Genomic DNA, 24,643 nt, shown 5'->3' on the forward strand with positions numbered 1-24,643 from the left:
ACAATTTTGTTGGTTAAGGAGTATCTGTATGCAGGTCACAAGAAGAAAGTTCTTTAAGATCTGTGCAGGAGGTATGGCAGGGACGTCTGCGGCGATGCTGGGCTTTGCTCCAGCAACGGCTTTAGCAGCTCCTCGCGAATACAAGTTATTACGCGGTAAAGAAACCCGTAATACCTGCACCTATTGTGCCGTAGGCTGTGGTATGTTGTTATACAGCTTAGGTGATGGCGCAAAAAATAGCGTGGGTAAACTTTATCACATTGAAGGAGACCCCGATCATCCAGTAAGCCGTGGAGCGCTTTGTCCGAAAGGGGCAGGTGCATTGGATTATGTAAACAGCCCACGCCGTGTGAAATACCCTGAAGTACGTGAAGCCGGTTCAAGCGAGTGGAAACGTATTTCTTGGGAAGAAGCCATTGAGCGTATCGCTAAGCATATGAAAGCAGACCGTGATGCCAACTTTGTGTTAAATAATGAAAACGGCACGCCTGTTAATCGTTGGATGACCGCTGGTTTCTTAGCAGGTTCCGCCTGTAGTAATGAAACAGGTATCTTAACGCAAAAATTTGTACGCTCACTCGGTATGATTTATACCGACAACCAAGCGAGTATCTGACACGGACCAACGGTAGCAAGTCTTGCTCCATCATTTGGTCGCGGTGCGATGACCAACCACTGGGTTGATATTAAAAATTCTGATTTAGTTATTGTAATGGGCGGTAACGCAGCGGAAGCTCACCCTGTTGGGTTCCGTTGGGCGATTGAAGCAAAAAAACAAAATGGTGCGAAGTTAATGGTGGTTGATCCACGCTTTAACCGTACAGCTTCAGTTGCAGATATTTATATGCCATTGCGTTCTGGGACAGATATTGCATTTTTATCTGGCGTTATTCGTTATTTATTAGAAAAAGATCAAATCCAACACGAATACGTTAGACATTATACGAATGCGGCATTCCTCGTTGATGAGAACTTCAAGTTTGAAGACGGTTTGTTCTCAGGTTATGATCCTGAAACACGCAAATATGATCGTTCAACTTGGCGTTATCAATTTGATGCGGAAGGTCAGCCTATTCGTGATCTGACCTTACAACACCCTCGTTGCGTGATTAATCTGTTAAAAGATCACGTTTCTCGTTATACCCCTGAAATGGTAGAACGTATCACTGGTACACCACAAAAAAGCTTCTTAAAATTCTGTGAAGAAATTGCCAAAACCTCTGCACCTGACAAAGCTGCAACCTTTATGTACGCATTAGGTTGGACTCAACATACTGTGGGTTCACAAAATATTCGTACAATGGCGATGATCCAGTTATTACTCGGTAATATCGGGGTTTCTGGCGGTGGTGTAAATGCGTTGCGTGGACACTCAAATGTACAAGGGATTACGGATTTAGGTTTATTCCCACATATGTTACCGGGTTATATCCCATTGCCAACAGAAGCGGATACCAGTTTAGAAAACTTCCTAAACCGTATTACACCAAAAACAATGATGAAAGATCAGGTAAACTACTGGCAAAATACGCCGAAATTTATGGTAAGTATGCTGAAAACCTTCTTTGGTGAAAAAGCGACAGCAGAAAATGAGTTCGGCTACCATTATTTACCAAAATTGCCGAAAGGTGGTATGGATCAAATGCGCTACATTGATGAAATGTATCAAGGTCGCGTAAATGGTTATTTCTGCCAAGGAATGAATCCTGTTGCCTCTTATCCAAACTCAGGCAAAATCATCAAGGCCCTAAGTAATTTGAAATACTTGGTAATTATGGATCCGTTAATTACAGATACCTCTGAATTTTGGAAAAATTACGGTGAATTTAATGATGTGAAAACAGAAGAAATTCAAACCGAAGTATTCCGCTTACCAACCACTTGTTTTGTAGAAGAACACGGCTCAATCGCCAACTCTGGCCGTTGGTTACAATGGCACTGGAAAGCTGTTGATGCCCCATTTGAAGCGAAAAGTGATGGCGAAATTCTTTCTGAATTAAGAGCAGCACTAATCGAGCTTTACCATAAAGAAGGTGGTGTATCACTCGATAGCCTTGAAGCGATGAGTTGGAACTATGACAATCCGCGCGAGCCAAAAGCAGAAGAAGTGGCGAAAGAAATGAACGGCTATGCCTTACAAGATCTCCTTGATGCCAACGGCAACGTGATCTTGAAAAAAGGTGAGCTACTTTCAAGTTTCGCACAAATGCGTGCTGATGGTAGCACTTCTGGTGCATGCTGGATTTATACCGGTCAATGGACACAAAAAGGTAACCAAATGGCGAATCGTGATAACGCTGATCCATCTAACTTAGGTAACACCCTAGGCTGGGGCTTTGCGTGGCCAATGAACCGCCGTATTATCTATAATCGTGCAAGTGCGGATTTATCTGGTAAACCTTGGAATCCAAAACGCCAGTTGATTAAATGGAATGGCAAAAACTGGAACTATGTGGACGTGGCAGACTTCGGTACAGCACCACCAAATAGTCCTACCCTACCATTTATTATGCAACCTGAAGGGGTAAGTGGTTTATTCGTGCGTGAACGTATGGCTGATGGCCCATTCCCAGAGCATTATGAGCCAATTGAAACGCCAATTGGTACGAACCCATTACACCCAAATGTGGTATCAAGTCCTGTTGCACGTATTTTAGAAAGTGATAAAGCAGATATTGGTACTTCTACGGAGTTCCCTTATGTCGGTACAACTTATCGTCTAACAGAACATTTCCACTTCTGGACGAAAAACGTGTTGCTCAATGTAATTGCTCAGCCAGAACAATTTGTTGAAATTGGTGAAGCACTTGCAAAAGAGAAAGGTATCAATAATGGCGACTATGTCAAAGTTACCTCAAAACGTGGCTATATTAAAGCTGTTGCCGTGGTAACAAAACGTATTCGTCCACTCACTGCCGATGGCAAAGCCGTACATACCGTAGGTATCCCAATTCACTGGGGCTTTAGTGGTATCGGTAAACAAGGTTTCTTTGCCAATAATCTAACCATTCGCGCAGGCGATGCGAATACACAAACACCAGAATCAAAATGTATGTTGGTAAATATTGAGAAAGTGGGGGCATAATATGGGAAATATTCAATCACAAGATATTATTAAAGCCTCTGCAACATCGGGATTAACACCACCACCTCACGCACGGGATCACCAGCTTGAGGTGGCGAAACTGATTGATGTAACCACTTGTATCGGCTGTAAAGCCTGCCAAGTGGCTTGTTCAGAATGGAATGACATTCGTGCTGAACCAGAAAAATGTATTGGCTCATACGATAACCCGATCGATCTCAATGCCAAGGCCTGGACGGTGATGAAATTCAACGAAGTTGAAGAAAATGATCGTTTAGAGTGGCTAATTCGTAAAGATGGCTGTATGCACTGCAGTGAACCGGGCTGTTTAAAATCTTGTCCTTCACCAGGGGCGATTATTCAGTATGCAAACGGGATCGTAGATTTCCAATCTGATAAATGTATCGGTTGTGGTTACTGTATCGCAGGTTGTCCATTCAATATTCCAAGAATGAACCCTGAAGATAACCGTGTGTACAAATGTACGCTTTGTGTAGATCGTGTGACTGTAGGTCAAGAACCAGCCTGTGTGAAAACCTGCCCAACAGGTGCTATTCATTTCGGTACAAAAGAAGAAATGAAAAACTATGCAGAAACCCGTATTGCGGATCTCAAATCTCGTGGTTACGAAAATGCAGGACTGTACGATCCGGAAGGCGTGGGTGGCACACACGTGATGTACGTGTTACATCACGCAGATAAACCGGAGCTTTACTCTGGCTTACCAAAAGATCCACAAATTGACGTTACCGTGAAATTATGGAAAGACGTATTGAAACCAGTTGCAGCAGTGGCAATGGGAGGCTTAGTACTTTCTGAAATTGCGCACTATCTTGCAGTTGGTCCACATACGGAAGATATAGAAGAACATGAAGAAGTCGTGCCAGAAGATGAACAAGCACATAAAGGAGGCGAAAATGAGTAAAGTTAAGATCAGCAACGATCAACGAGTTATTCGCCATAAATTACCTGCGCGCTTAAGTCACTGGTTACTTGTAATCTGTTTCTTCACCACAGGCTTATCAGGGCTTGCATTTTTCTTTCCTGATTTTGCTTGGCTAACAGAAATTTTAGGTAATCCAAGAATTGCCCGTTTTATCCACCCATTCACAGGGATAGTAATGTTTATTGCCTTTATCAACCTTTGCTTGATTTACTGGCCTCACAACATTCCTGAAAGAAATGACTGGGTATGGCTAAAAAATATTAAAGAAGTCTTAAAAGGCAACGAACATGCCGTTTCAGACAACGGAAAATATAATTTAGGCCAAAAAATGCTATTCTGGACCTTAATCCTTGCAATGATTACCCTATTAGCAACAGGAATTATTATGTGGCGACAATATTTCTCCCATAATTTCCCGATTCCTGTCATTCGCATTGCAATTTTACTTCACTCTGCTAGTGCCTTTATGCTTTTTACCGGTATTATGGTACATATATATATGGCATTCTGGGTGAAAGGTTCTATTCGTGGAATGGTTGAAGGTTGGGTAACGGTACGCTGGGCGAAAAAACATCACCCGCGCTGGTTCCGTGAAGACATTCTACCTGAACTGGAAAAAGAAGCCGCAGAAAAAGCGAAAGAAAAGCATGTTAAATAATTAACAATGGTAAAGTGCGGTGGTTTTTTGCAAAATTTTGCAAATTTACACCGCACTTTCTTTATTGACAAAAGTTGGTTAAAAATTATGAGTATAAAAATACTGCCAAAAGATGAAATTGTACAAGCTGCCAGCTCTTTTCATCACCCTATTCTTTTATTTTCCAACCCGAAAAATCTTTACCAACGCCGTGCCGAACGTTTACGTTCTTTGGCCGACAATCATCCTATGGCTGATTACCTTAACTTCGCCGCTAATATTGTAGATTGCCAACTTGCACTATTAAACGAACAGCCTGTTACGCAAAAAATTGAAATCAGTACGGAAACAAACGTTCCCCTTGACATAACAAAATGGCAACGTGATCCGCAATGGCGAATCTTGCTACAGGCGTTACTCAATAAAATGAAAAATACTGGCAATGAGAGCGTTCAAGGTACTATTGAAAATTTAGAAAAAGCCTCTGACAGTGAGCTTGAAGAGCTTGCCGATAAACTACTTGCTCAACAATTTTCTGATGTAAGTAGCGACAAAGCCTTATTTATTTGGGCAGCACTTTCCCTTTATTGGATTCAGCTTGCACAGCAATTACCACAAAATAGTAAAATGGAAAGCGGTGAACATCTTCATCTTTGCCCTGTGTGCAATGCCCCACCTACAGCAAGTGTGGTGCATTTTGGATCGGAGCAAGGCTTACGTTATGTGCATTGCTCCTTATGCGAAAGTGAATGGAATGTAGTACGTAGCAAATGCACGAATTGTAATCACACTGGAAAATTGGATTATTGGTCAATCGATAGCGAGTCAGCCCCAGTTAAAGCCGAAAGTTGTGGTGATTGTCATAGCTACCTAAAAATGATGTATCAAGAAAAAGATCCTTATGTGGAAGCCATTGCCGATGATCTGGCGAGCATCTATCTTGATATCGAAATGGAAGAAAAAGGCCTTGCACGCAGTGGTTTAAATCCTTTTATGTTTCCAAATAAAGGAGAATAAAGGAAGAATAGCCCAGTCTTATTTCTAATAAAAAACGAGCAAGAAAAAACTACCTGCTCGTTTTCATTTTATAAGTTAGCCAAAAAAGGATTACTTTTCTTTTCTTGACCGATGGTGGTATAACCACCATGTCCAGGAATAATCACCATTTCATCTGCGAGTGGATACAATTTGTCTTTAATACTATCCAATAATGTTTGATGATCACCACCTGGTAAATCTGTTCTTCCTACTGAGTTTTGAAACAATACATCGCCAGTAAAAGCAACATTTTTAGCCTTTTCAATAAACCCAATATGACCTGGACTATGTCCAGGTAGATGTAATACATCAAAGGTAAAATCACCCACCTCAATTACATCACCTTCATTGAGCCAGTGATCAGGTAAAAATGCTTTTAATTCAAATAGCAAGCCAAAACGTTCAGCCTGCTGTGGAAGGCCTTCAAACCAATATTTATCCGCTTGGTGTGCACCAAAAATTTCAACAGCAAAGTGATGTTTTAATTTTTCTGCCGCCCCAATATGATCTAAATGTCCATGAGTAAGCAGAATGGATTTTAAATTTAATCCTAGCTCTTCAATACGTTTAACTAATTTATCCGCTTCTCCACCTGGATCAATAATTGCTGCAATTTTTTCATCATCATAAATTAATGAACAATTTTGCTGGAAAGGCGTAACAGGGATAATTTCGATATTCATTTTATTTCCTTTTTATATGCTCTTTAAAACGATAAAACCGCAATCACTTGCGGTTTTATGTGATGATTAGAATAAAATCAACTTCCACGCCAAGTACGCACAGGACCTGTATCAATATGGACAAAATTACTTCTTGGATAATAGCCTACTCCACCATTATTTAAACTTTCTGCAGCTCGCTTTACTCTAGCAAGTGGTATGCCATCAATTCGAAAATCGATCGCCTGACCACGAATATGGTAACTATTACTCGCAACCCCACGACTTCTACGATGCATGGCGGCGTTACTTGCTGGAGAACGATAACCACAAATAATTTGGATTTCTACATTGTGCAATCCTAAATTATTCTGGATTTGATAAAACTTAGTAAACAATCTAGGATCCATTCTATGGACACTATTATTACGCTTATCCCGTAACAAGTAATCTAACTTCTTTAAATTATTAGCAGAAAATCCTTGAGAAAAACTAAACTCCCCACTGAAAGTATCGCCTGTATTAATATTTCTAAAACGTAAAATTCTTGGTTTCTGTGTTGAAAAGGCGGCTAATAAAACATTAGGTACTAATGATACACCTAAAGCAATACCTCCCAAAGATAACCATTTTCGACGGGGCTTATTAACGCTATTCATATACATTACTCAATTTAACTTTATAATACTTATTTCTCTTAGTCCATATCATATTGAATTAGTTCAATAAAATTGATTAAAAATAAGAAATAATCATTACATTAAATATTTTTTTACCGCACTCCAATTTATATAGCTAAGATTTGGAACAGAGTCATACCCATAAATATCTGGCAAAGAGTATATTTTTCCGCCATCAACCCACGTTGTTACATAATATAAATACACAGGATTAGTTGAGCGAATATTAGCAGAAGCGGTCTTCTTACTGCTTAATACTTTATTTTTCCGCTCTTGCGTCCAACCAGCTTCTTTTAACAAAATAGTGGCTAATTGATCGGACTGTTGAACACGAACACACCCAGAACTCAAGGCACGATCTTTCTTACTAAACAAATTATGATTTGGCGTATCATGTAAATAAATCGCATCAGTACTTGGCATATTAAATTTATAATTACCTAATGCACTATCTCCTGGAGCTTGACGAATACGATAAGGAAATTTAGCCCCAATTGCAGCCCAATTGATAGAATACGGATCAATAGTTCTTCCTGAGCTATCTGTAATAGTGTACCCATTACGAGCAACATAACCTGGATCTCGTTTAATTTTTGGTACAAGATCTTCATTGACTAAACGTGTTGTAGGAGTCCAAGGTGGATTAACTACAACGTTACTTAATTTACTATACATAACAGGTGTCTTACGAGCTTGCTTACCCACAATTACTCTCGAATTTAAGAGCAACTTACCATCACGATAGTAATTAAGCTGATAACTTGGAATATTAACAAAGATTCCATTGATAAATTCAGGAATAATTCTCAAACGTTGGACATTAATTGCCAATTTATAAATTTGTCTACTCTCATTCTTGCCTGATGCGATAAGCGCTTCTAATTGATGTAATGTTTGGCGATATAAAGAGTTTTTACCCGACAACTCACTAATAAAAGCAAAATGCGATCCATCTTTCACTGCACCTAGCCAAAGCTGAATGTCCTGTTCCGTAGGTTCACTTGCTTTATAAGCATTCGCACTATAAAGCCAGCGTTGTGCAGAATTCAAAGCATTCTTACTGTAAAAAAGATAATCTAAAAAAGCATCAGTTAATAAAATATCACGCACAAGGGGATCTTGATTCTCCGTTTTATAAATGCGATCTAAATTTTGTGCAGATTGTCTAGAAATACCGCTAGCAACTAATGCCGCATAATCGCGCAAAAACTGCTTTTCAGCTTTCTTATCTTCCCATAATAGAACATAATCATTTTGCGTATAAATCTTAGCAATTCTAGATTTAAATTGTAATGATTGTGTACCAATGATATCTGTCAAACGCTGTTCAGAACGCTCCTGTTGCTCGGCATTAAGACGATTATCTTCCGCCATACGCTCGGCAGTCAATTTATCTGCAACAACCTGTTTTTCGAGAAGTAATTGTTCATTAGTTAATTTGACCTTTTTTACAATACCCGATTCGGCGGGCATTGAAGAAATCACTGGAGCGGCTTGTGTCTGTGTTGCCAACACATTTCCAACATAAGCATAAGACGTCAATAAAGTTGCTACTTTGACTAACTTAAATGAAGTCATCTTTAACATATTTGAGTCCTTAAATTGAAAGTTTATTATTGTAATTAAAATCTATACAAGCAATTATACCATTACAAATATTAGGCAATAAATATTCAATCCTAACAATAAGTACAGCAATATTTTATTCAAAATGATAAAATTCTTTTATGGGTTTGATAAATCACTTGCTTTTTTAGTATAAAATGAAACCAAATCTGCAGCCATATGTTCGGCTTCTTTCAAGGCAAAATCAGGCGCCTCATAATCTTTAGGTAATTTATCTAAATCTTGTATTGGCTTTTTGCCTTCGCGTTTAAAGCGTTCATTAAGATCTTTTAAGCGCTTAGCATCATCCTTATCATTTTCAGCTTTCCGCTTGTCATAATTTAATGATAAAAACTTACGCGCACGACGTTCTTCAAGTATCTTAAGATTTTCATTCAAGACGATAAATTCAGGATCTTTTGCCATTCGAGCAATATGAATAGGCTCTAATTTCTCAACCGCTTCTCTTGCTTTACCCTGCTCTGAATAAGTGGCAGGGGGAATTTTATCCCAAGGCAAAGCATTATCTTCTTTTTCTTCACCATATTCTTTCATATCAATTAAGGAAGGAAAAGTAATATCCGGTTTAACCCCTTTTAATTGAGTACTTCCCCCATTAATACGATAAAATTTTTGAATGGTATACTGGATTAACCCCAATGGCTTATCATTTAAATCATAAATAAAATTGAGTGAATTGCTACGTTGAACGGTCCCTTTCCCAAAGGTATTTTGCCCGATTATAATACCACGATTATAATCTTGAATTGCTGCGGCAAATATTTCTGACGCAGAAGCACTAAATCTATCAACCATTACCAATAGTGGACCTTTATACACTTGCTCAACATCTGGATCTTCATGAATACGAATTCTCTGATAAGCATCGCGTACTTGAACAACTGGACCATCACTAATAAATAATCCGGTGAGCTCAACAGCCTCACCTAATGCACCACCACCATTTTCGCGCAAATCAATAATTAATCCTTGTGCTTTTTTATCCTTTGTTTCTTTCAACAGTTTTCTTACATCATCTGTTAATCCAATGTAAAAGCCAGGAATTTTTATGACTGCGATTTGTTTACCATCAACTTTATTCAAGGTCAATTTAGCCGCTTGATCCTCCAGACGAACACGATCTCGGACTAAAGTGACAATATGATTCTTTCCCCCTTTCTCGGGTTCAATTTCTAAACGAACTTTAGTACCTTTTTTTCCCTTAATTTTTTCAATAACATCATCTAAACGCCAACCAACTACATCAACAATTGGGCCTTTAGCTTGTCCAACACCAACAATTTTATCACCAGCTTTAATTTTTTTACTACGATCTGCTGGCGCGCCTTTAACCAGAGATTTTACTACTGTTTCTCCGGTTTCTTCTGTTTGCAAGGTTGCGCCAATTCCCTCTAAGGAAAGGTTCATCGTCTCATTAAAGCTCTTAGCTATTCTTGGTGCAAGATAGCTAGTATGAGGATCAATTTCACGAGCTAGTGCATTGAGATAAAGCTGAGTAATATCTTCTGCTTTAGTTTGGGTTAAACGACGAATAGATAAATTATAGCGTTTGACTAATGTTTTCTTAATTTCAGGCCATTTTTTGCCTTTTAATTTTAAGCTAATTACATCATTTTTGACACGCTGTTGCCACAGTTTATTTAGTTCAGCTTCTGTTGTAGCCCAAGGAGATTTTTCACGATCAATTTCAATCTGATCATCTTGACTTAAATCAGGCTCTTTATCTAATAAGGAAAGCGCATATTCATAACGTTCATAGCGTCTTTTCATCATTCTGTTATACATATCAAATGCAATATCTAATTTACCCTGATTTAGTTGATCGCCAATCTTACCTGCATATTTCTGGCGCATTTCTACTATATCAGAATCTAAAAAGGTATTGCGATTACGATCTAAGCCTTTTAAGTAGCGATCAAAAATTCTTTGTGAAAACTCATTATCCAATTGAAATTTTTGATAGTGAGAATTAGTTAAACGTGCGGTTACACGTTTGGTTGCTAATTGATGACTTTCATTATATTTGGGTAAAACAATATCAGAACTTTTTAACGTTGGTACAACAGCAAAACTGAGCTGGCTAGATAAAAACAAAGTACCAAGCATAAAGACAAATTTGCTCTTGCTTTTATAAAATTTCATCAAACTTTCCTAATCAATTAAAGCAAAATAAAAAGCATATCATTAAACAAATAAACGATCTGCTGTTACAGAAATAGTTAAACCGTTTTCTAATTGCACACGTGCATTTTCTTTTACAACTTCAATAACAACAGCAGATTTAGCCGTATTCCCAGCTTTTACTTTCACCACATCACCTTGTGCTAAGGTTGTAACATCCACCGCGACAAGATTAGGTTTATTTTGTGGTTTTTTCGCTACAAATTTCTTCGCATTTGGACGTGCAGGCTTTTTATTCACTTTCGGATTTGCTGCACGCTCTGCTGCACGTTTTTCTGCGACTTTCGCTTTGCTTTCTGCTAATTTTTGTGCAGCGTGTTCAGCATGTTCTTTCTCTAATATACCTGCTGGATTACCTTGTAAATCGACACGCTCAGCCCCTTCTTTACAAGCATATAAATAACGCCAACCCGCTGTATATAAACGCAATGCTTGGCGTAATTGAGTTTTACTCACTCTTTCATCATCTGCAAGAGCTTCTGCTAAATCTTGGAAAATCCCGACTTTTAACGGTTTTGCCTCACCCTCAAGGAAAAAACAGCGCGGAAACTTTTCCGCTAAATAGGCTATAATTTCTTTATTATTGGTTGATTTCTGAACTTCTGTCATTGTGTAATCTCACATACCATTAATTTTTGAATAGAAAAACGTTGCACATTCTAGCTTAAATTCGCAAGAAATGGCAATTTTTTGATTAGTTTTTACCTTACACCTTAATAAAAACGCAGTGCGGTGCTTTTTTTCAGCTCAATTTTCTGTCAAAAACTAACATACAAAAAACTAACATACTTTGAAAAGCAAGCAAATCCATATAAAATAATACTTTTAATTTGCTTTTAGCAATAAAATTATATAGGTATTAAAAGCGAGATAGAACCGTTGAATACTAAACATTATGCCACACAGCGTATAGCACGTTGCTCTCATTGTGATGCTACGGTATCTGTACCCGTATTAGAAAAAAACCAATACGCGGAATGTCCTCGCTGTGATGAGGTACTGTGTTCGGGCAGCCGTTGGAGTTTGCATCGCTGTGCCATGATTGCATTATCCATTTTGATTCTGATGCCGTTCGCCTTAAATTATCCTTTACTAAGTATTGATTTACTTGGTTCGAATATCAGTGCATCAGTCTGGCAAGGTATCTGGAAAATGGCAACTCAAGGTTATCCTTATACCGCATTTTTAATATTTCTCTGTGCTGTATTTATGCCAATTTCCTTTGCAATTTTGGTAATTTTACTGCGTTTATCACAAATGCTCGCAATTAAACCTCGTAATGTTCTACTCGCCTTAGGCTATATTAAACCTTGGGTGATGTTTGATGTCTATTTGGTTGCCCTAGGGGTAACGATGTTTAAAGTGCGGGAATACGCGACCCTTAGCCTTGATATTTATTTAATTGCCTTTATTTTCACCGCACTTTTGACAACACTACTGTTTATTAAGCTTAATCTCAATGCGCTGTGGAATGATTTTTATCCACAAGACAGACTTTTGACTGAAATACCTAATCAGCCACCTTGTGTCTGTTTGGAATGCCATTACACTTTTACAAAGCCTTATCAAGACAGCAAACATCGAGCGCGTTGTCCGCGCTGTTTAACGCTACTAGAAGCGCCAATAAACATCAAATTGCAACGTACTTGGGCAACTTTGATTGCCGGCATCATTATGCTTTTCCCCGCTAATTTATTACCTATGTCGGTGGTTTATGTAAATGGTGCGCCAAGTGCCGATACCCTGATATCTGGCGTAATCACCTTTGTTGAAATGGGCAGTTATTTCGTGGCATTTGTGGTATTTACCGCCAGTATCTTTATACCCATCAGCAAAATTTTTATTTTGCTTTATTTATTAATTTGTGTACATTTCAATCTCCGCCAATCGATAAAATGGCAAATGCGTTTATTTCACTTTGTACATTTTGTAGGGCGTTGGTCGATGTTGGATTTATTCGTACTCGCATTGATGATGTCCTTGGTTACTCGCGGACAGATAATCAATTTTTCCGTAGGCCCTGCTGCTTTTTATTTCGGGGCAGCGGTCTTCTTAACTATGATTTCAGCTTCGCAATTCGATAGCCGTTTACTTTGGAAAATTTATGACAGACAACAACAAAGCACCTTCCGTTGAGGATAATTATAATGCTGTAAAAGCCACTATTCATAAAAACAAACGGATTTCGCCATTTTGGTTACTTCCATTTGTTGCCTTATGTATTGGCGCAATTTTGTTCTTTCAAATTGTGCAAGAGCAAGGAATAAATATCAAAATTACTTTTGATAATGGTAACGGATTAATAGCAGGAAAGACACAAATTCGTTATCAAGGATTACAAATTGGTGTGGTTAAAAAAGTAAATTTTACTGATGATCTGAAAAAAGTTGAAGTACAAGCCAGTATTTATCCAGAAGCAAAAACCATATTGCGAGAAAACACCAAGTTTTGGCTCGTTCGTCCAAGTGCTTCATTGGCAGGAATTTCAGGTATAGATGCTCTCGTTTCGGGCAACTATATTACCCTACAACCCGGTGATGGTGAATCGCAAGATGAATTTATTGCTGAAACGGAAGGTCCGATCGCCCAAGTTAGCGAAGGCGATTTGCTCATTCATTTACTAGCTGATGATTTAGGCTCGATCTCTATCGGCGCGTCTGTCTATTTCAAAAAAATGCCCGTGGGGAAAATTTATGATTACCGCTTCACCAAAGATCAAAAGAAAATTGAAATTGATGTGGTAATCGATAAGCCTTATGCCCAATTCGTAAAAAAAGACAGCCATTTCTGGAACATTAGTGGCATTAACGCCAATGTTGGGCTTTCCGGCATTAACGTACAAATGGATAGCCTAAATGCCGTGGTGCAAGGTGCTGTGGCATTTGATTCACCGCAAAATAGTCCAAACGCGGAAAGCAACGAACGTTATCGTTTATATGCTAATTTACAGGCAGCCAAACGCGGTATTGAAATCAATGTAACTGTGCCAAATATTGCGGGCTTACGCGCGGGTAAAACTGCGGTGTATGCACAAGATTCACAAATTGGTTTGCTTTCAGAATTAAGTGCGGTGGAAAATAATGAAGAAATTTTACAAGGCAAATTACTCATTGACCCAAGCGCTGAAAATCTGTTTAAAACCGACACAGAGATCGTGCTACGCAATACTAAATTTAATTTGAACGAACTGAGCGATACGCAAAAACTATTCCGAGGTGAATATTTTGATGTCATCAGCGGAACGGGTGAAAAACAAACGCAATTTAGCGTGATTAAAGAAAATGAACTACTACTCAAACAGCCTGATACCTTAGTCTTAACCTTAACCGCACCTGAAACCTATAACATCAGCGAAGGGCAGAAAATTTACTACAATAATTTCCCTATTGGTGAAATTGTAAATCAGCGGATCGAACAAGAATCAGTACGTTTTAAAGTGGCGATTGCAGGACAATATCGTCATTTAATTCACCCTGACACACTCTTTATTGCTGCGTCAAATTTTGAAGTGAGCATTGGTACTGACGGCGTGAAAATGCAAGCCGCAAGCCCTGAAAAATGGCTACAAGGTGGCATTCGCATTGTTGCTGGTCATCAATCGGGTAAATTACCTGAAAGTTTCCCGTTATACAGCGATCTAAGCAATGCTGAAGCAGGAATTGTGAGCAATAATCTCACCCCAACCCTTACCTTAACCACTTCACAGCTGCCAAGTATTGATAAAGGCTCTCTAGTGCTTTATCGCCAATATGAGGTAGGCAAAATTCTGGCTATCCGCCCGAAAAAAGATCATTTTGACGTGGACGTATTCATCTATCCAAAGCATCGCAATTTGCTCACTAGCAAAAGCCTATTCTGGGTGGAAAGTGCAGCACAGGTGGACATTACACCGAAAGGCATTACTATCCAAGCAACGCCTATTGCTCGCACCTTAAAAGGCGCGATCAGTTTTGATAACAGCGGTTCAGGCAATAAAATTCTTTATCCAAATGAAATGCGTGCCAAATCCGCAGGACAAGTGATTAAGCTCACCGCCACCGATGCGACCAACTTAAGTAAAGGAATGCCGTTACGTTATATGGGCTTAAATATTGGTGAAGTGGATAGCATTGAACTTTCTGCCGATCGCAAAATTATCGCCACGGCGTTAATTAACCCGAAATATATGGCAATCATTGCCAAAGAAAACAGTAAATTCCGCCTGATTTCACCGCAAATTTCAGCGGGTGGTATTGAGAATTTAGATAGTTTATTACAGCCTTATATTGATGTAGAAGCAGGCAGTGGCAAAGCACGCCGTCAATTCCGCCTCGCGCAATCTGTGCCAACCACCAACAAATATGGTGATGGTTTCCCACTCATTTTAGAAACCAAAAACGCAATGAATATCACAGTGGGATCCCCTGTGTTGTACCGAGGCGTGGAAGTGGGAACAATTCGCAATTTAGAACTCAACAGCCTTGGCGACCGCGTGTTAGTACATATCGTGATTGCCAATAAACACAAAGCCCTTGTGCGCCAAAATTCAGAATTCTGGATCTCATCAGGTTATGGTATGGAACTTGGTTTTAGTGGCTTATCCATTAATACGGGATCAATGCAGCAACTGTTAAAAGGTGGAATTGCCTTCTCAACGCCGTCTGGCTCTGTGGTACAACCGCAAGCAAAAGCCAACCAGCGTTTCTTGTTGCAAGACAAGCGTCCTAAAGAAGCCATAAACTGGAATTTAGGCATTTTAGGTAACGAATAAAAATTCACAAAAAACCAACCGCACTTTTATTTTGCACGCATTTGCGTTTTCTGCGGTTGGTTTTCTTGTTAAACTTTCGCCAATTTTTTGATTTGAAATTACGGACTCCCAATGACAACAAATTATTCCGCCAATGAAATTACCGTTTTAAAAGATCTTGAGCCAGTTCAGCTGCGCCCCGGTATGTACACCGACACCACTCGCCCAAACCATTTAGGGCAAGAAGTGATTGATAACAGCGTGGACGAAGCACTAGCCGGCCACGCCACCAAAATTGAAGTCATTCTGCATAAAGATCAATCCCTTGAAGTGATTGATAACGGACGTGGAATGCCGGTGGATATTCATCCAACCGAAGGCATTTCAGGGGTGGAAGTAATCCTCACCAAATTGCACGCGGGGGGAAAATTCTCCAATAAAAACTATACGTTCGCTGGCGGTTTGCACGGCGTGGGGATTTCTGTGGTGAACGCCCTTTCTGAACGCGTGGATATTCAAATTAAGCGTAACGGACAAGTATATAAAATCGCCTTTGAAAATGGGGCAAAAGTGCAAGAATTGGAAGTCATCGGCACTTGCGGTCGCCGTACTACTGGCACAACCGTGCATTTCAAACCAAACCCAAAATATTTTGATAGCCCTAATTTTTCCGTCAGCCGTTTACGCCATTTATTGCGTGCCAAAGCGGTGCTGTGTTCAGGCTTAGAGATTCGTTTTATTGATAAAATCAACGGCACAGAAGATGTTTGGCTCTATCAAGACGGTTTGTCCGATTACTTAACAGAAAGCGTAGAAGGTTACACCACCTTGCCAGTCTCCCCTTTTGTTGGCAATTTTGAAACTGAAAAAGAAACCGCCAGCTGGGCGTTAATTTGGTTGCCTGAAGGGGGGGATTTGCTCGGCGAAAGCTATGTGAATTTAATTCCCACCATTCAAGGGGGAACGCACGTTAATGGGTTACGCCAAGGCTTGCTCGATGCAATGCGTGAGTTTTGCGAATTCCGTAATTTGCTACCCCGTGGTGTGAAACTTACCGCCGATGATATTTGGGATCGCTGTGCTTATGTGCTTTCGATCAAAATGCAAGATCCACAATTTGCAGGGCAAACCAAAGAGCGTTTATCTTCCCGTCAAAGTGCGGTGTTCGTCAGCGGCGTGGTGAAAGATGCCTTTAGCTTATGGCTCAACCAAAACGTGCAAGAAGCCGAAGAACTGGCGAAAATGGCGATTAGCTCGGCAGAACGCCGTTTGCGTGCAGCGAAAAAAATCGTGCGTAAAAAACAAGTGAGTGGCCCTGCCCTGCCGGGAAAACTCGCTGATTGTAGCTCACAAGATTTAGCACTGACCGAATTATTCTTAGTCGAAGGGGATTCCGCAGGAGGATCGGCCAAACAAGCACGCGACCGTGAATATCAAGCTATTTTGCCATTGCGCGGAAAAATTCTAAATACTTGGGAAGTGTCTGCTGATCAGGTGCTTGGCTCGCAAGAAGTGCACGATATTGCAGTGGCATTAGGTATTGACCCTGATAATAGCGATCTTTCTCAGTTACGTTATGGCAAAGTTTGTATTCTTGCTGATGCGGATTCTGATGGCTTACATATTGCCACCCTACTCTGCGCCCTATTCTTACGCCACTTCCCGAAACTGGTCGCGGAAGGACACGTTTATGTGGCAATGCCGCCACTTTATCGTATCGACATTGGTAATGAAGTCTATTACGCCCTTGATGAAGGAGAAAAAGCAGGCATTTTAGCTCGGCTAAAAAATAAAAAAGGCAAAATCAACGTGCAGCGCTTCAAAGGGCTAGGTGAAATGAACCCGAGCCAGTTGCGTGAAACCACAATGGATCCCAATACGCGCCGTTTGGTGCAGCTCACCTTTGATCAAGAAAATGAACAAAGTGAAACGGAAACCTTTGAATTAATGGATATGCTGTTGGCAAAAAAACGTTCCGAAGATCGCAAAACGTGGTTACAGGCCAAAGGCGACCAAGTGGATTTGAGCGTATAAGCCTGCTACCAAATAAGCAAGGAAACACCGAATGAAAAAAAACTTTTTAGCCTTAATTTTCACCGCACTTTTAAGCAGCAATGTTATCGCCACAGAACAACATTCAACGAAGCCCAATGCGGTTGAAAATACAAATACAGCGAAAAATACCAATTTGTCTGAAAACAAAAGTGCGGTGCAAAATGTGAAAATTTCTGATCTTCCCGTGATTGAGGCAGAACTCACTACCGCACCAAATGTGCCAGCCCCCATTACGCGCGATTATCCGGCGCGTGTGGTGGTAAGACTGGAAGCGCTGGAAAAAATTATGGAAATTATGCCAAAAGTGCAATTCAAATATTGGACATACAACGGTTCAACCCCCGCGCCGTTTATTCGTGTGCGCGAGGGGGATACAGTGGAAGTGCATTTATCCAATCCAATCAATTCCAAACTACCGCACAGCATTGATTTCCACTCGTCAGACGCCCCTGAAGGCACGGCACTGGCGAGCAACACCGCACCGGGACATACCAGTATTTATCAGTTCAAAGTGCTATCTCCTGGGCTTTATCTTTACCACTGCGCCGCAATGCCCGGTGCACCAATCCACATCGGCAAGGGTATGTTCGGTTTAATGCTGGTTGAGCCAAAAGAAGGCCTACCACCAGTGGATAAAGAATTTTATATTGTACAAAACGAATTTTATACCCAAGGGGAATTTGGCGAAGCGGGCTTGCAAGTTTTTAGTCAACAAAAAGCGAGCTATGAACTACCTGACTATGTGGTCTTTAATGGGCATTATGGCTCAATGCTCGGCGATAACGCATTAAAAGCCAAAGTGGGCGAGAAATTACGCTTTTATGTCGGCAATGCGGGGCCAAATAAGGTGTCGTCTTTCCATTTGATCGGCAAGCCTTTTGATACGGTGTATGTGGAAGGCGGTTCATTGCAAAATCACAATGTCCAAACCACCTTAATTCCTGCTGGCGGCGCGATGATGGCTGAAGCCACCATTCTCGTACCCGGCCCTTATCCTTTCGTGGATCATTCCATTTTCCGTACTGAAAAAGGCGCGAAAGGGGTGTTAATGGTAAGTGGGGAAAAAAATCCACACATTTTCAGTGGAAAATTAAAAGATGAGCCTTACACCAAGCGCAACCCTGATGCGGATGTTTCCACAGGATTTCAACATTAAAAATCGCACAAAAAACTACCGCACTTTAATTTTAACGAATATAAGAGAAAAACAAATTTATGGCAGAAATTAATTACGAAGGCATTGAGCAAATGCCACTGCAAAACTTCACCGAAAGTGCCTATTTGAATTATTCAATGTATGTGATTATGGATCGCGCATTGCCCTTTATTGGTGATGGATTAAAGCCCGTACAGCGCCGTATTGTGTATGCAATGTCGGAATTGGGGCTCAATGCCACGGCGAAATATAAAAAATCTGCGCGTACCGTGGGGGACGTATTAGGTAAATTCCACCCGCACGGTGATACTGCTTGTTACGAAGCTATGGTACTAATGGCACAGCCTTTCTCTTATCGTTATCCGCTCATTGATGGACAAGGTAACTGGGGTGCGCCTGATGATCCGAAATCCTTCGCGGCAATGCGTTATACCGAATCACGTTTAGCCAAAATTTCAGAAATTTTGCTCAGCGAACTGGGTCAAGGCACGGTGGAATTTCAGCCTAACTTTGACGGCACGCTAGAAGAGCCTGAATATTTGCCTGCTCGCCTACCGCATATTTTACTCAATGGCACAACGGGGATCGCCGTGGGAATGGCAACGGATATCCCCCCACACAATCTCAATGAAGTGGCCGATGCGGCGGTAATGTTGTTGGATAACCCAAAAGCCAATTTAGATGATGTAATGAGCGTGCTGCAAGGACCTGATTATCCAACGGAGGCGGAAATTATTTCGAGCAAAGAGGATATCCGTAAAATTTACGAGCAAGGACGTGGCTCAATCAAAATGCGAGCGGTGTGGAAAAAAGAAGATGGCGAAATTATCATTAGCGCACTGCCCCACCAAGCCTCGCCATCAAAAATCATCAGCCAAATTGCTGAACAAATGAATGCGAAAAAACTGCCGATGGTAGAAGATATTCGTGACGAAGCAGATCACAATAACCCAATCCGTATCGTATTGGTGCCACGTTCCAACCGCGTGGATACCGATGCCCTAATGGCACATTTATTTGCCACCACGGATTTAGAAAAAAGCTATCGTGTGAATATGAATATGATTGGCTTGGACAACAAGCCTGCGGTGAAAAATCTGCTGCAAATTCTCACTGAATGGCTGATTTTCCGCCGTACCACGGTAACCAGACGCTTACAACATCGCTTAGATAAAGTGCTGAACCGACTGCATATTTTGCAAGGTTTGATGATTGCCTTTTTAAATATTGATGAAGTGATCGCCATTATTCGTAACGAAGACAAGCCAAAGCAGGAATTAATGGCACGCTTTAATTTAAGTGAGGAACAAGCCGAGGCCATTTTAAACTTGCGCTTACGCCAATTAGCCAAATTGGAAGAGCACGAACTGCAAGCGGAGCAAGATAAATTAGAACAAGAGCGGTTGAATTTAGAGCAAATTTTGGGATCAGATCGCCGTTTAAACACGCTCATCAAAAAAGAAATTCAGCAAGATGCCAAAACCTTTGCTAGCCCTCGCCTTTCGCCAATTGTAGAGCGTGCGGAAGCCAAAGCAATGGCAGAAAACGAAATGATCCCAGCCGAACCTGTTACTGTGATTTTATCGCAAATGGGCTGGGTGCGTTGTGCCAAAGGCCACGACATTGATCCACAAGGACTAAGTTACAAAGCAGGCGATGGATATCTAGCGCACGCCTGCGGAAAAAGCAATCAGCCTGTGGTATTCCTTGATAGCACAGGGCGTAGTTATGCGGTAGAACCACTATCCTTGCCTTCCGCACGCTCACAAGGCGAACCGCTAACGGGCAAACTTTCCTTGCCAGCAGGTGCAACAGTGTCCCAAGTGTTAATGGAAAATGATGAGCAAAAATTATTAATGGCATCGGACGCAGGCTATGGGTTTATTTGCCAATTTAGCGATTTAGTAGCACGTAATAAAGCAGGTAAGGCCTTGATTTCCCTGCCAGAAAATGCCCACGTCTTGCCACCATTAAGCTTACAAGAAAATAAAAACTTGCTGGTAGCACTCACTTCCGCAGGCAGAATGTTGATTTTCCCAGTGCAAGATCTGCCTGAGTTATCCAAAGGAAAAGGCAACAAAATCATTTCTATCCCCGCGGCTAACGCGAAAGATCGCAGCGAATTATTGGTACGCTTATTGCTGATTTCTGAACAAGCAAACTTGGTATTCCATTCAGGCAAACGCAAAATCACCCTTAAAGCGGAAGATTTACAACGCTTCCGTGCTGATCGTGGTCGCAAAGGCAGCCAGCTACCAAGAGGCTTGCATAGTGGCGCAGAAATTGAAGTGATTGAGCCAAATCAATAAAACGTAAATGTACTTATAGGCGAATCATCAGGTTCGCCTATTTTTCTCTTTTCTCTCGCTAAATTTTTGATATTGCTCACAAATATTGAATTTAACACAAGCTTTTTTATTCTTTCTGCTTTATGATGAAAAAAATAGCCCCCATGTTATAGAGAATTGAGAGGATAAAATGAGCCGTATTGAACAACATATTTCTCACCGTTTACAGCACGCCTTAGCACAATTAGAAAATCAAAACTTGGCACAAGATCTTTGGCATATTTTCGCCGAACAACATTTTCAAGGGTTTCTATCTCACTTTGCCGTACAGCATTTATGCCAAAAATATCAATTAGATCCTAAAACCCTTTCTTTGTTATTATTGCCCGTCAGCGCAACCTATGCCAATCCAACCATCTCACAATTTAACGTGGGTGCGGTGGCAATTGGCGAAAGTGGCAATTTCTACTTTGGCGGAAATCAAGAATTCTGCGCCACTAATATTCAACAAACCATTCACGCAGAACAAAGTGCCATTTCTCACGCCTGGATGCGCAAAGAGAAAAAGCTCACCGACATCACGGTGAATTACACACCGTGCGGGCATTGTCGTCAATTTATGAATGAATTAAATAGTGCAGATAGCTTACATATCCATCTACCACACAGCCAGAACAATCTACTCCATAGCTATTTGCCCGATGCCTTTGGCCCCGCAGATTTAGCCATTCCTTACCGATTATTTGACGAAAAAACTAATGGCTTACAATTATCCACAAAAGATCCGTTAATTCACACCGCACTTGAAGCCGCAAACCAATCCCACGCACCTTATACCCAAAGTTTCTGCGGAGTCGCGGTAGAATTACAAGATAAACAAGTTTTCCAAGGCAGCTATGCAGAAAATGCAGCTTTCAATCCTAGTTTGCCAGCTCTACAAGTGGCCATCAACTATCTCCTACTGAGCGGTCAAGAAGTAGAAAATATCGCTCGCGTAGTGATGGTAGAACACCCAGTCAAACTTTCTTACAGACAAATGGCCGAAGAATTATTGGGTTATTTAGGAGAAATAAAATTGGAGTATATTGCGGTTTAAAATCGACAATAAGTATAGCCTGAATTTAGCTAAAATATGATCTAAATCACAGTGATATCAATCGAACTTCGATAGGATTAATTTTCTTACTGATCTTTTCTTAAATAAGGAGCAAACAATGCAAGCCTCACTACAAGATATTCTCGATGTGGTTAAAGCGAAAAATCTAACCTATCATCAAAAATTAATGAGCTTAGGCAATATTGCTGAGCGGCTATTTAACCCTATTGATTTATTAGGTTACACAGAAGAAGAATGGGAATATCTGCAAAATCATATGATTTGCGATTTATGTGAAGGCTATGCCATTTATCGTCCGCGTTATATTTTGCCTGACTATAATGTTTATATCCAAAAAGGCTGTAAATTCCTTGACTTGCCTCCACCCAAAGATCTTGATGAAGTGCTAGATGGCTTGCTCATTCTCTATTCCCACGTTCCGTCCATTACCACTTATCCTGTTTATATTGGACGCTTAGATGAGTTGCTCGATCCTTTTATTACTGACGAAAAGCAAGACTACATCAAAATTAAACGTTTCTTAAACCATATTGATAAAACCATTGCAGATTCCTTCTGCCACGCCAATATTGGCCCTTATGACACTAAAGCGGGGCGTTTAATTCTACAGGCGGTCATTGAGTTAGAAAACACCACGCCAAATATGACCATTCGCTATGATAAACAAAAAACCTCGCGTGAATTTGCAGAACTTGCTGCTAAAGCCTGTTTATTAGTGTCAAAACCGTCCTTTGCCAATGATCCTTATTACATTGAAGATCTCGGTGAACAATATGGTATCGCCAGTTGTTACAATGCTCTGCCTGAATGCGGCGGCGCTTATACCCTGACTCGCTTAAGATTAGGCACCATCGGACGTGCTTGCTCAAGTGTTGATGAAATGGTGAATGAATTATTGCCTAAAGTGGCAAAACTCGCCCTTTCCACTATGGATAAACGGCATAAATTCTTGATCGAAGAAAGCAATTTCTTTGAAAGCAGCTTCTTAGCACAAGAAGAATTTATCAAGCGTGAAAACTTCACCAGTATGATCGCCATTGTGGGATTAGCCGATGCGGTCAATCATCTTTTACAACAAGAAGGCATTAACGAAACTTTCGGGCAAAGCCAACGTGGTGATGAGATCGCCACACTCATTATGGATAAATTGGAAGAGGTCAATAACGCGCATAAAGGGCTTTATGTGGAGCGTACAAATCATCGTTATTTACTACACGCGCAAGTGGGGGCGAGCAATCACGAAGAAGATAAGATGAATACACCGGCACACCGTATTCGCGTAGGTGAAGAACCAACATTATTAGCACATCTAAAACAATCTGCCCCATTCCATAAATACTTCCCCTCTGGTACAGGGGATCTCTTTGCTTTCGATCAAACCTATACCGATCATTTAGATGCGGTGGTGGATATTATTGATGGTGCTTTCGCACAAGGCTATCGCTACATTACGACTTACTTAAAAAATACCGATCTCATTCGCGTAACAGGCTATTTAGTTAAGAAAAGCGAGGTTGAACGTTATCGCAAAGGCGAAGCGGTATTACGCGATACCACTTGGTATGGCTCTGGCACAGACGATTGCGCCAATGTCTTTGATCGCCAATTGCGCGATGAAGAAAACGTCAGCGCCAATTCATAATGACTAAGCCAGTTCAGCTTTCAGAAATTTATGTTCCTCTGCATCGGATTATTCCCTTTTCCAATGTAGAGGGACAAGGCAATCGTACCAGCATTTTTCTGCAAGGGTGTAAGCTGAATTGTCTTTATTGCCATAACCCAGAAACTATTCCAAGAAAAAATAGCGAAGCAAAGCTGGTCAGCTTGCAATATTTGTATGATCAGGTAATGCACGCCGTGCCGTTTATTCGCGGCATCACCGTTTCTGGCGGTGAACCCACCATTCATCATAAAAAATTAGTGCCACTTTTCACCGCACTTCGTCAGCAGAGTCTAACTTGTTATCTTGATAGCAGCGGATTTTTTGATTATGACAGCACGCAATCCTTAATTGCCGTAACCGATAAATTTCTCTTTGATCTCAAAGGTGATGGCTTAGGCTTACAGACACTCTGTTTTGAACGCCGCAATCAGCAAGGCAAAGTGCCAACTCAAATTATCCCCACAACGCAGCATATCAAAACAGAAAATCTTAGCCGAAATTGGCAAAATCTCGCCAAATTATTACCGCACAATAAAATTGAAGAAGTGCGGTTGGTTTTTATCAAAGATTTTTTTGACGCCTACCACTTAGTGGAAAAAGCGGCGCAACTGCTACGGGATTATCCCGAGGTGTTATTCAAAATTATTCGAGTGCATAGCAAAGGGGCAAGAGATGAAGCTGGTTTAACCCCTTTTATTCCCACTGTGGAAGAAACTCAGGCACTGGCCGCATTTGCTAAACAATGCGGAATACAAAAAATTACCACAATTACCTAAATTC

17 protein-coding genes are annotated in these 24,643 nt (G+C 40.7%); 12 read left to right on the top strand and 5 right to left on the bottom strand.

The features are described 5' to 3' along the window. The first annotated feature begins 28 nt into the window (after positions 1-28). The 4 genes from fdnG to fdhE all read left to right on the top strand — a co-directional run bounded on the left by fdnG (position 29) and on the right by fdhE (position 5,685). Positions 29-3,085 (top strand): formate dehydrogenase-N subunit alpha, encoded by a 3,057-nt coding sequence (gene fdnG, locus L5B71_RS02890; RefSeq protein ID WP_265756883.1) that lies wholly within the window; start codon positions 29-31, stop codon positions 3,083-3,085. 1 nt (position 3,086) lies between these two features. Next, on the top strand, positions 3,087-4,010 hold the full coding sequence (gene fdxH / locus L5B71_RS02895; RefSeq protein ID WP_265756884.1) for a formate dehydrogenase subunit beta: 924 nt from the start codon (positions 3,087-3,089) through the stop codon (positions 4,008-4,010). Beyond that, entirely contained in the window at positions 4,003-4,689 is a 687-nt protein-coding gene (locus L5B71_RS02900) for a formate dehydrogenase subunit gamma (RefSeq protein ID WP_265756885.1), read from the top strand. Before fdxH ends, L5B71_RS02900 begins: the two co-directional genes overlap by 8 nt. An 87-nt stretch (positions 4,690-4,776) precedes the next feature. Continuing rightward, positions 4,777-5,685: a formate dehydrogenase accessory protein FdhE gene (gene fdhE / locus L5B71_RS02905; RefSeq protein ID WP_265757776.1), complete on the top strand. Its 909-nt coding sequence runs from the start codon at positions 4,777-4,779 to the stop codon at positions 5,683-5,685. A gap of 68 nt (positions 5,686-5,753) precedes the next feature. Here fdhE and L5B71_RS02910 read toward each other — a convergent pair whose 3' ends face one another. From L5B71_RS02910 to proQ, 5 genes are all read right to left on the bottom strand, one after another. Continuing rightward, complete coding sequence (locus L5B71_RS02910; RefSeq protein WP_265756886.1) at positions 5,754-6,389, bottom strand: MBL fold metallo-hydrolase; 636 nt, start codon at positions 6,387-6,389, stop codon at positions 5,754-5,756. Positions 6,390-6,466: 77 nt separating this feature from the next. Next, entirely contained in the window at positions 6,467-7,027 is a 561-nt protein-coding gene (locus tag L5B71_RS02915; RefSeq protein WP_265756887.1) for a YcbK family protein, read from the bottom strand. Positions 7,028-7,123: 96 nt separating this feature from the next. Continuing rightward, entirely contained in the window at positions 7,124-8,635 is a 1,512-nt protein-coding gene (locus L5B71_RS02920; protein WP_265756888.1) for a L,D-transpeptidase family protein, read from the bottom strand. A gap of 138 nt (positions 8,636-8,773) precedes the next feature. Next, entirely contained in the window at positions 8,774-10,816 is a 2,043-nt protein-coding gene (prc, locus tag L5B71_RS02925) for a carboxy terminal-processing peptidase (RefSeq protein WP_265756889.1), read from the bottom strand. Between the two features lie 42 nt (positions 10,817-10,858). Then, positions 10,859-11,464 carry an RNA chaperone ProQ gene (gene proQ, locus L5B71_RS02930; RefSeq protein WP_265756890.1) on the bottom strand — a complete coding sequence of 202 codons (606 nt, stop codon included), beginning with the start codon at positions 11,462-11,464 and terminating at the stop codon, positions 10,859-10,861. Between the two features lie 270 nt (positions 11,465-11,734). Here proQ and L5B71_RS02935 point away from each other — a divergent pair, with 270 nt between their 5' ends. From L5B71_RS02935 to L5B71_RS02970, 8 genes are all read left to right on the top strand, one after another. After that, entirely contained in the window at positions 11,735-12,991 is a 1,257-nt protein-coding gene (locus L5B71_RS02935; protein WP_265756891.1) for a paraquat-inducible protein A, read from the top strand. Further along, positions 12,960-15,605, top strand: coding sequence for a PqiB family protein (locus tag L5B71_RS02940; protein WP_265756892.1), 2,646 nt, complete (start codon positions 12,960-12,962; stop codon positions 15,603-15,605). Before L5B71_RS02935 ends, L5B71_RS02940 begins: the two co-directional genes overlap by 32 nt. 111 nt (positions 15,606-15,716) lie before the next feature. Then, a complete protein-coding gene (gene parE / locus L5B71_RS02945) occupies positions 15,717-17,618 on the top strand; it encodes a DNA topoisomerase IV subunit B (RefSeq protein ID WP_265756893.1) in 1,902 nt (633 codons plus the stop codon). 31 nt (positions 17,619-17,649) lie between these two features. Next, on the top strand, positions 17,650-18,795 hold the full coding sequence (nirK, locus tag L5B71_RS02950; RefSeq protein ID WP_265756894.1) for a copper-containing nitrite reductase: 1,146 nt from the start codon (positions 17,650-17,652) through the stop codon (positions 18,793-18,795). Between the two features lie 59 nt (positions 18,796-18,854). After that, a complete protein-coding gene (parC, locus tag L5B71_RS02955; RefSeq protein ID WP_265756895.1) occupies positions 18,855-21,104 on the top strand; it encodes a DNA topoisomerase IV subunit A in 2,250 nt (749 codons plus the stop codon). Positions 21,105-21,273: 169 nt separating this feature from the next. Beyond that, positions 21,274-22,179: a cytidine deaminase gene (cdd, locus tag L5B71_RS02960; RefSeq protein ID WP_265756896.1), complete on the top strand. Its 906-nt coding sequence runs from the start codon at positions 21,274-21,276 to the stop codon at positions 22,177-22,179. 118 nt (positions 22,180-22,297) lie between these two features. Beyond that, positions 22,298-23,842, top strand: a complete 1,545-nt coding sequence (locus tag L5B71_RS02965) for a YjjI family glycine radical enzyme (RefSeq protein ID WP_265756897.1) — start codon at positions 22,298-22,300, stop codon at positions 23,840-23,842. Next, positions 23,842-24,639: a 4Fe-4S cluster-binding domain-containing protein gene (locus L5B71_RS02970; protein WP_265756898.1), complete on the top strand. Its 798-nt coding sequence runs from the start codon at positions 23,842-23,844 to the stop codon at positions 24,637-24,639. The genes L5B71_RS02965 and L5B71_RS02970 overlap by 1 nt, the downstream gene beginning before the upstream one ends. Positions 24,640-24,643: the final 4 nt, after the last annotated feature.

The organism is Avibacterium sp. 21-586 (assembly GCF_026226775.1).
Taxonomy (GTDB): domain Bacteria; phylum Pseudomonadota; class Gammaproteobacteria; order Enterobacterales; family Pasteurellaceae; genus Avibacterium.

Coding starts and splice junctions, on each gene's coding strand:
- L5B71_RS02920 (WP_265756888.1), bottom strand. CDS start 8,635: ATGTTAAAGATGACTTCATTTAAGTTAGTCAAAGTAGCAACTTTATTG.
- parE (WP_265756893.1), top strand. CDS start 15,717: ATGACAACAAATTATTCCGCCAATGAAATTACCGTTTTAAAAGATCTT.
- prc (WP_265756889.1), bottom strand. CDS start 10,816: ATGAAATTTTATAAAAGCAAGAGCAAATTTGTCTTTATGCTTGGTACT.
- L5B71_RS02915 (WP_265756887.1), bottom strand. CDS start 7,027: ATGAATAGCGTTAATAAGCCCCGTCGAAAATGGTTATCTTTGGGAGGT.
- fdhE (WP_265757776.1), top strand. CDS start 4,777: ATGAGTATAAAAATACTGCCAAAAGATGAAATTGTACAAGCTGCCAGC.
- cdd (WP_265756896.1), top strand. CDS start 21,274: ATGAGCCGTATTGAACAACATATTTCTCACCGTTTACAGCACGCCTTA.
- L5B71_RS02940 (WP_265756892.1), top strand. CDS start 12,960: ATGACAGACAACAACAAAGCACCTTCCGTTGAGGATAATTATAATGCT.
- L5B71_RS02910 (WP_265756886.1), bottom strand. CDS start 6,389: ATGAATATCGAAATTATCCCTGTTACGCCTTTCCAGCAAAATTGTTCA.
- L5B71_RS02965 (WP_265756897.1), top strand. CDS start 22,298: ATGCAAGCCTCACTACAAGATATTCTCGATGTGGTTAAAGCGAAAAAT.
- L5B71_RS02900 (WP_265756885.1), top strand. CDS start 4,003: ATGAGTAAAGTTAAGATCAGCAACGATCAACGAGTTATTCGCCATAAA.
- nirK (WP_265756894.1), top strand. CDS start 17,650: ATGAAAAAAAACTTTTTAGCCTTAATTTTCACCGCACTTTTAAGCAGC.
- fdxH (WP_265756884.1), top strand. CDS start 3,087: ATGGGAAATATTCAATCACAAGATATTATTAAAGCCTCTGCAACATCG.
- parC (WP_265756895.1), top strand. CDS start 18,855: ATGGCAGAAATTAATTACGAAGGCATTGAGCAAATGCCACTGCAAAAC.
- L5B71_RS02970 (WP_265756898.1), top strand. CDS start 23,842: ATGACTAAGCCAGTTCAGCTTTCAGAAATTTATGTTCCTCTGCATCGG.
- proQ (WP_265756890.1), bottom strand. CDS start 11,464: ATGACAGAAGTTCAGAAATCAACCAATAATAAAGAAATTATAGCCTAT.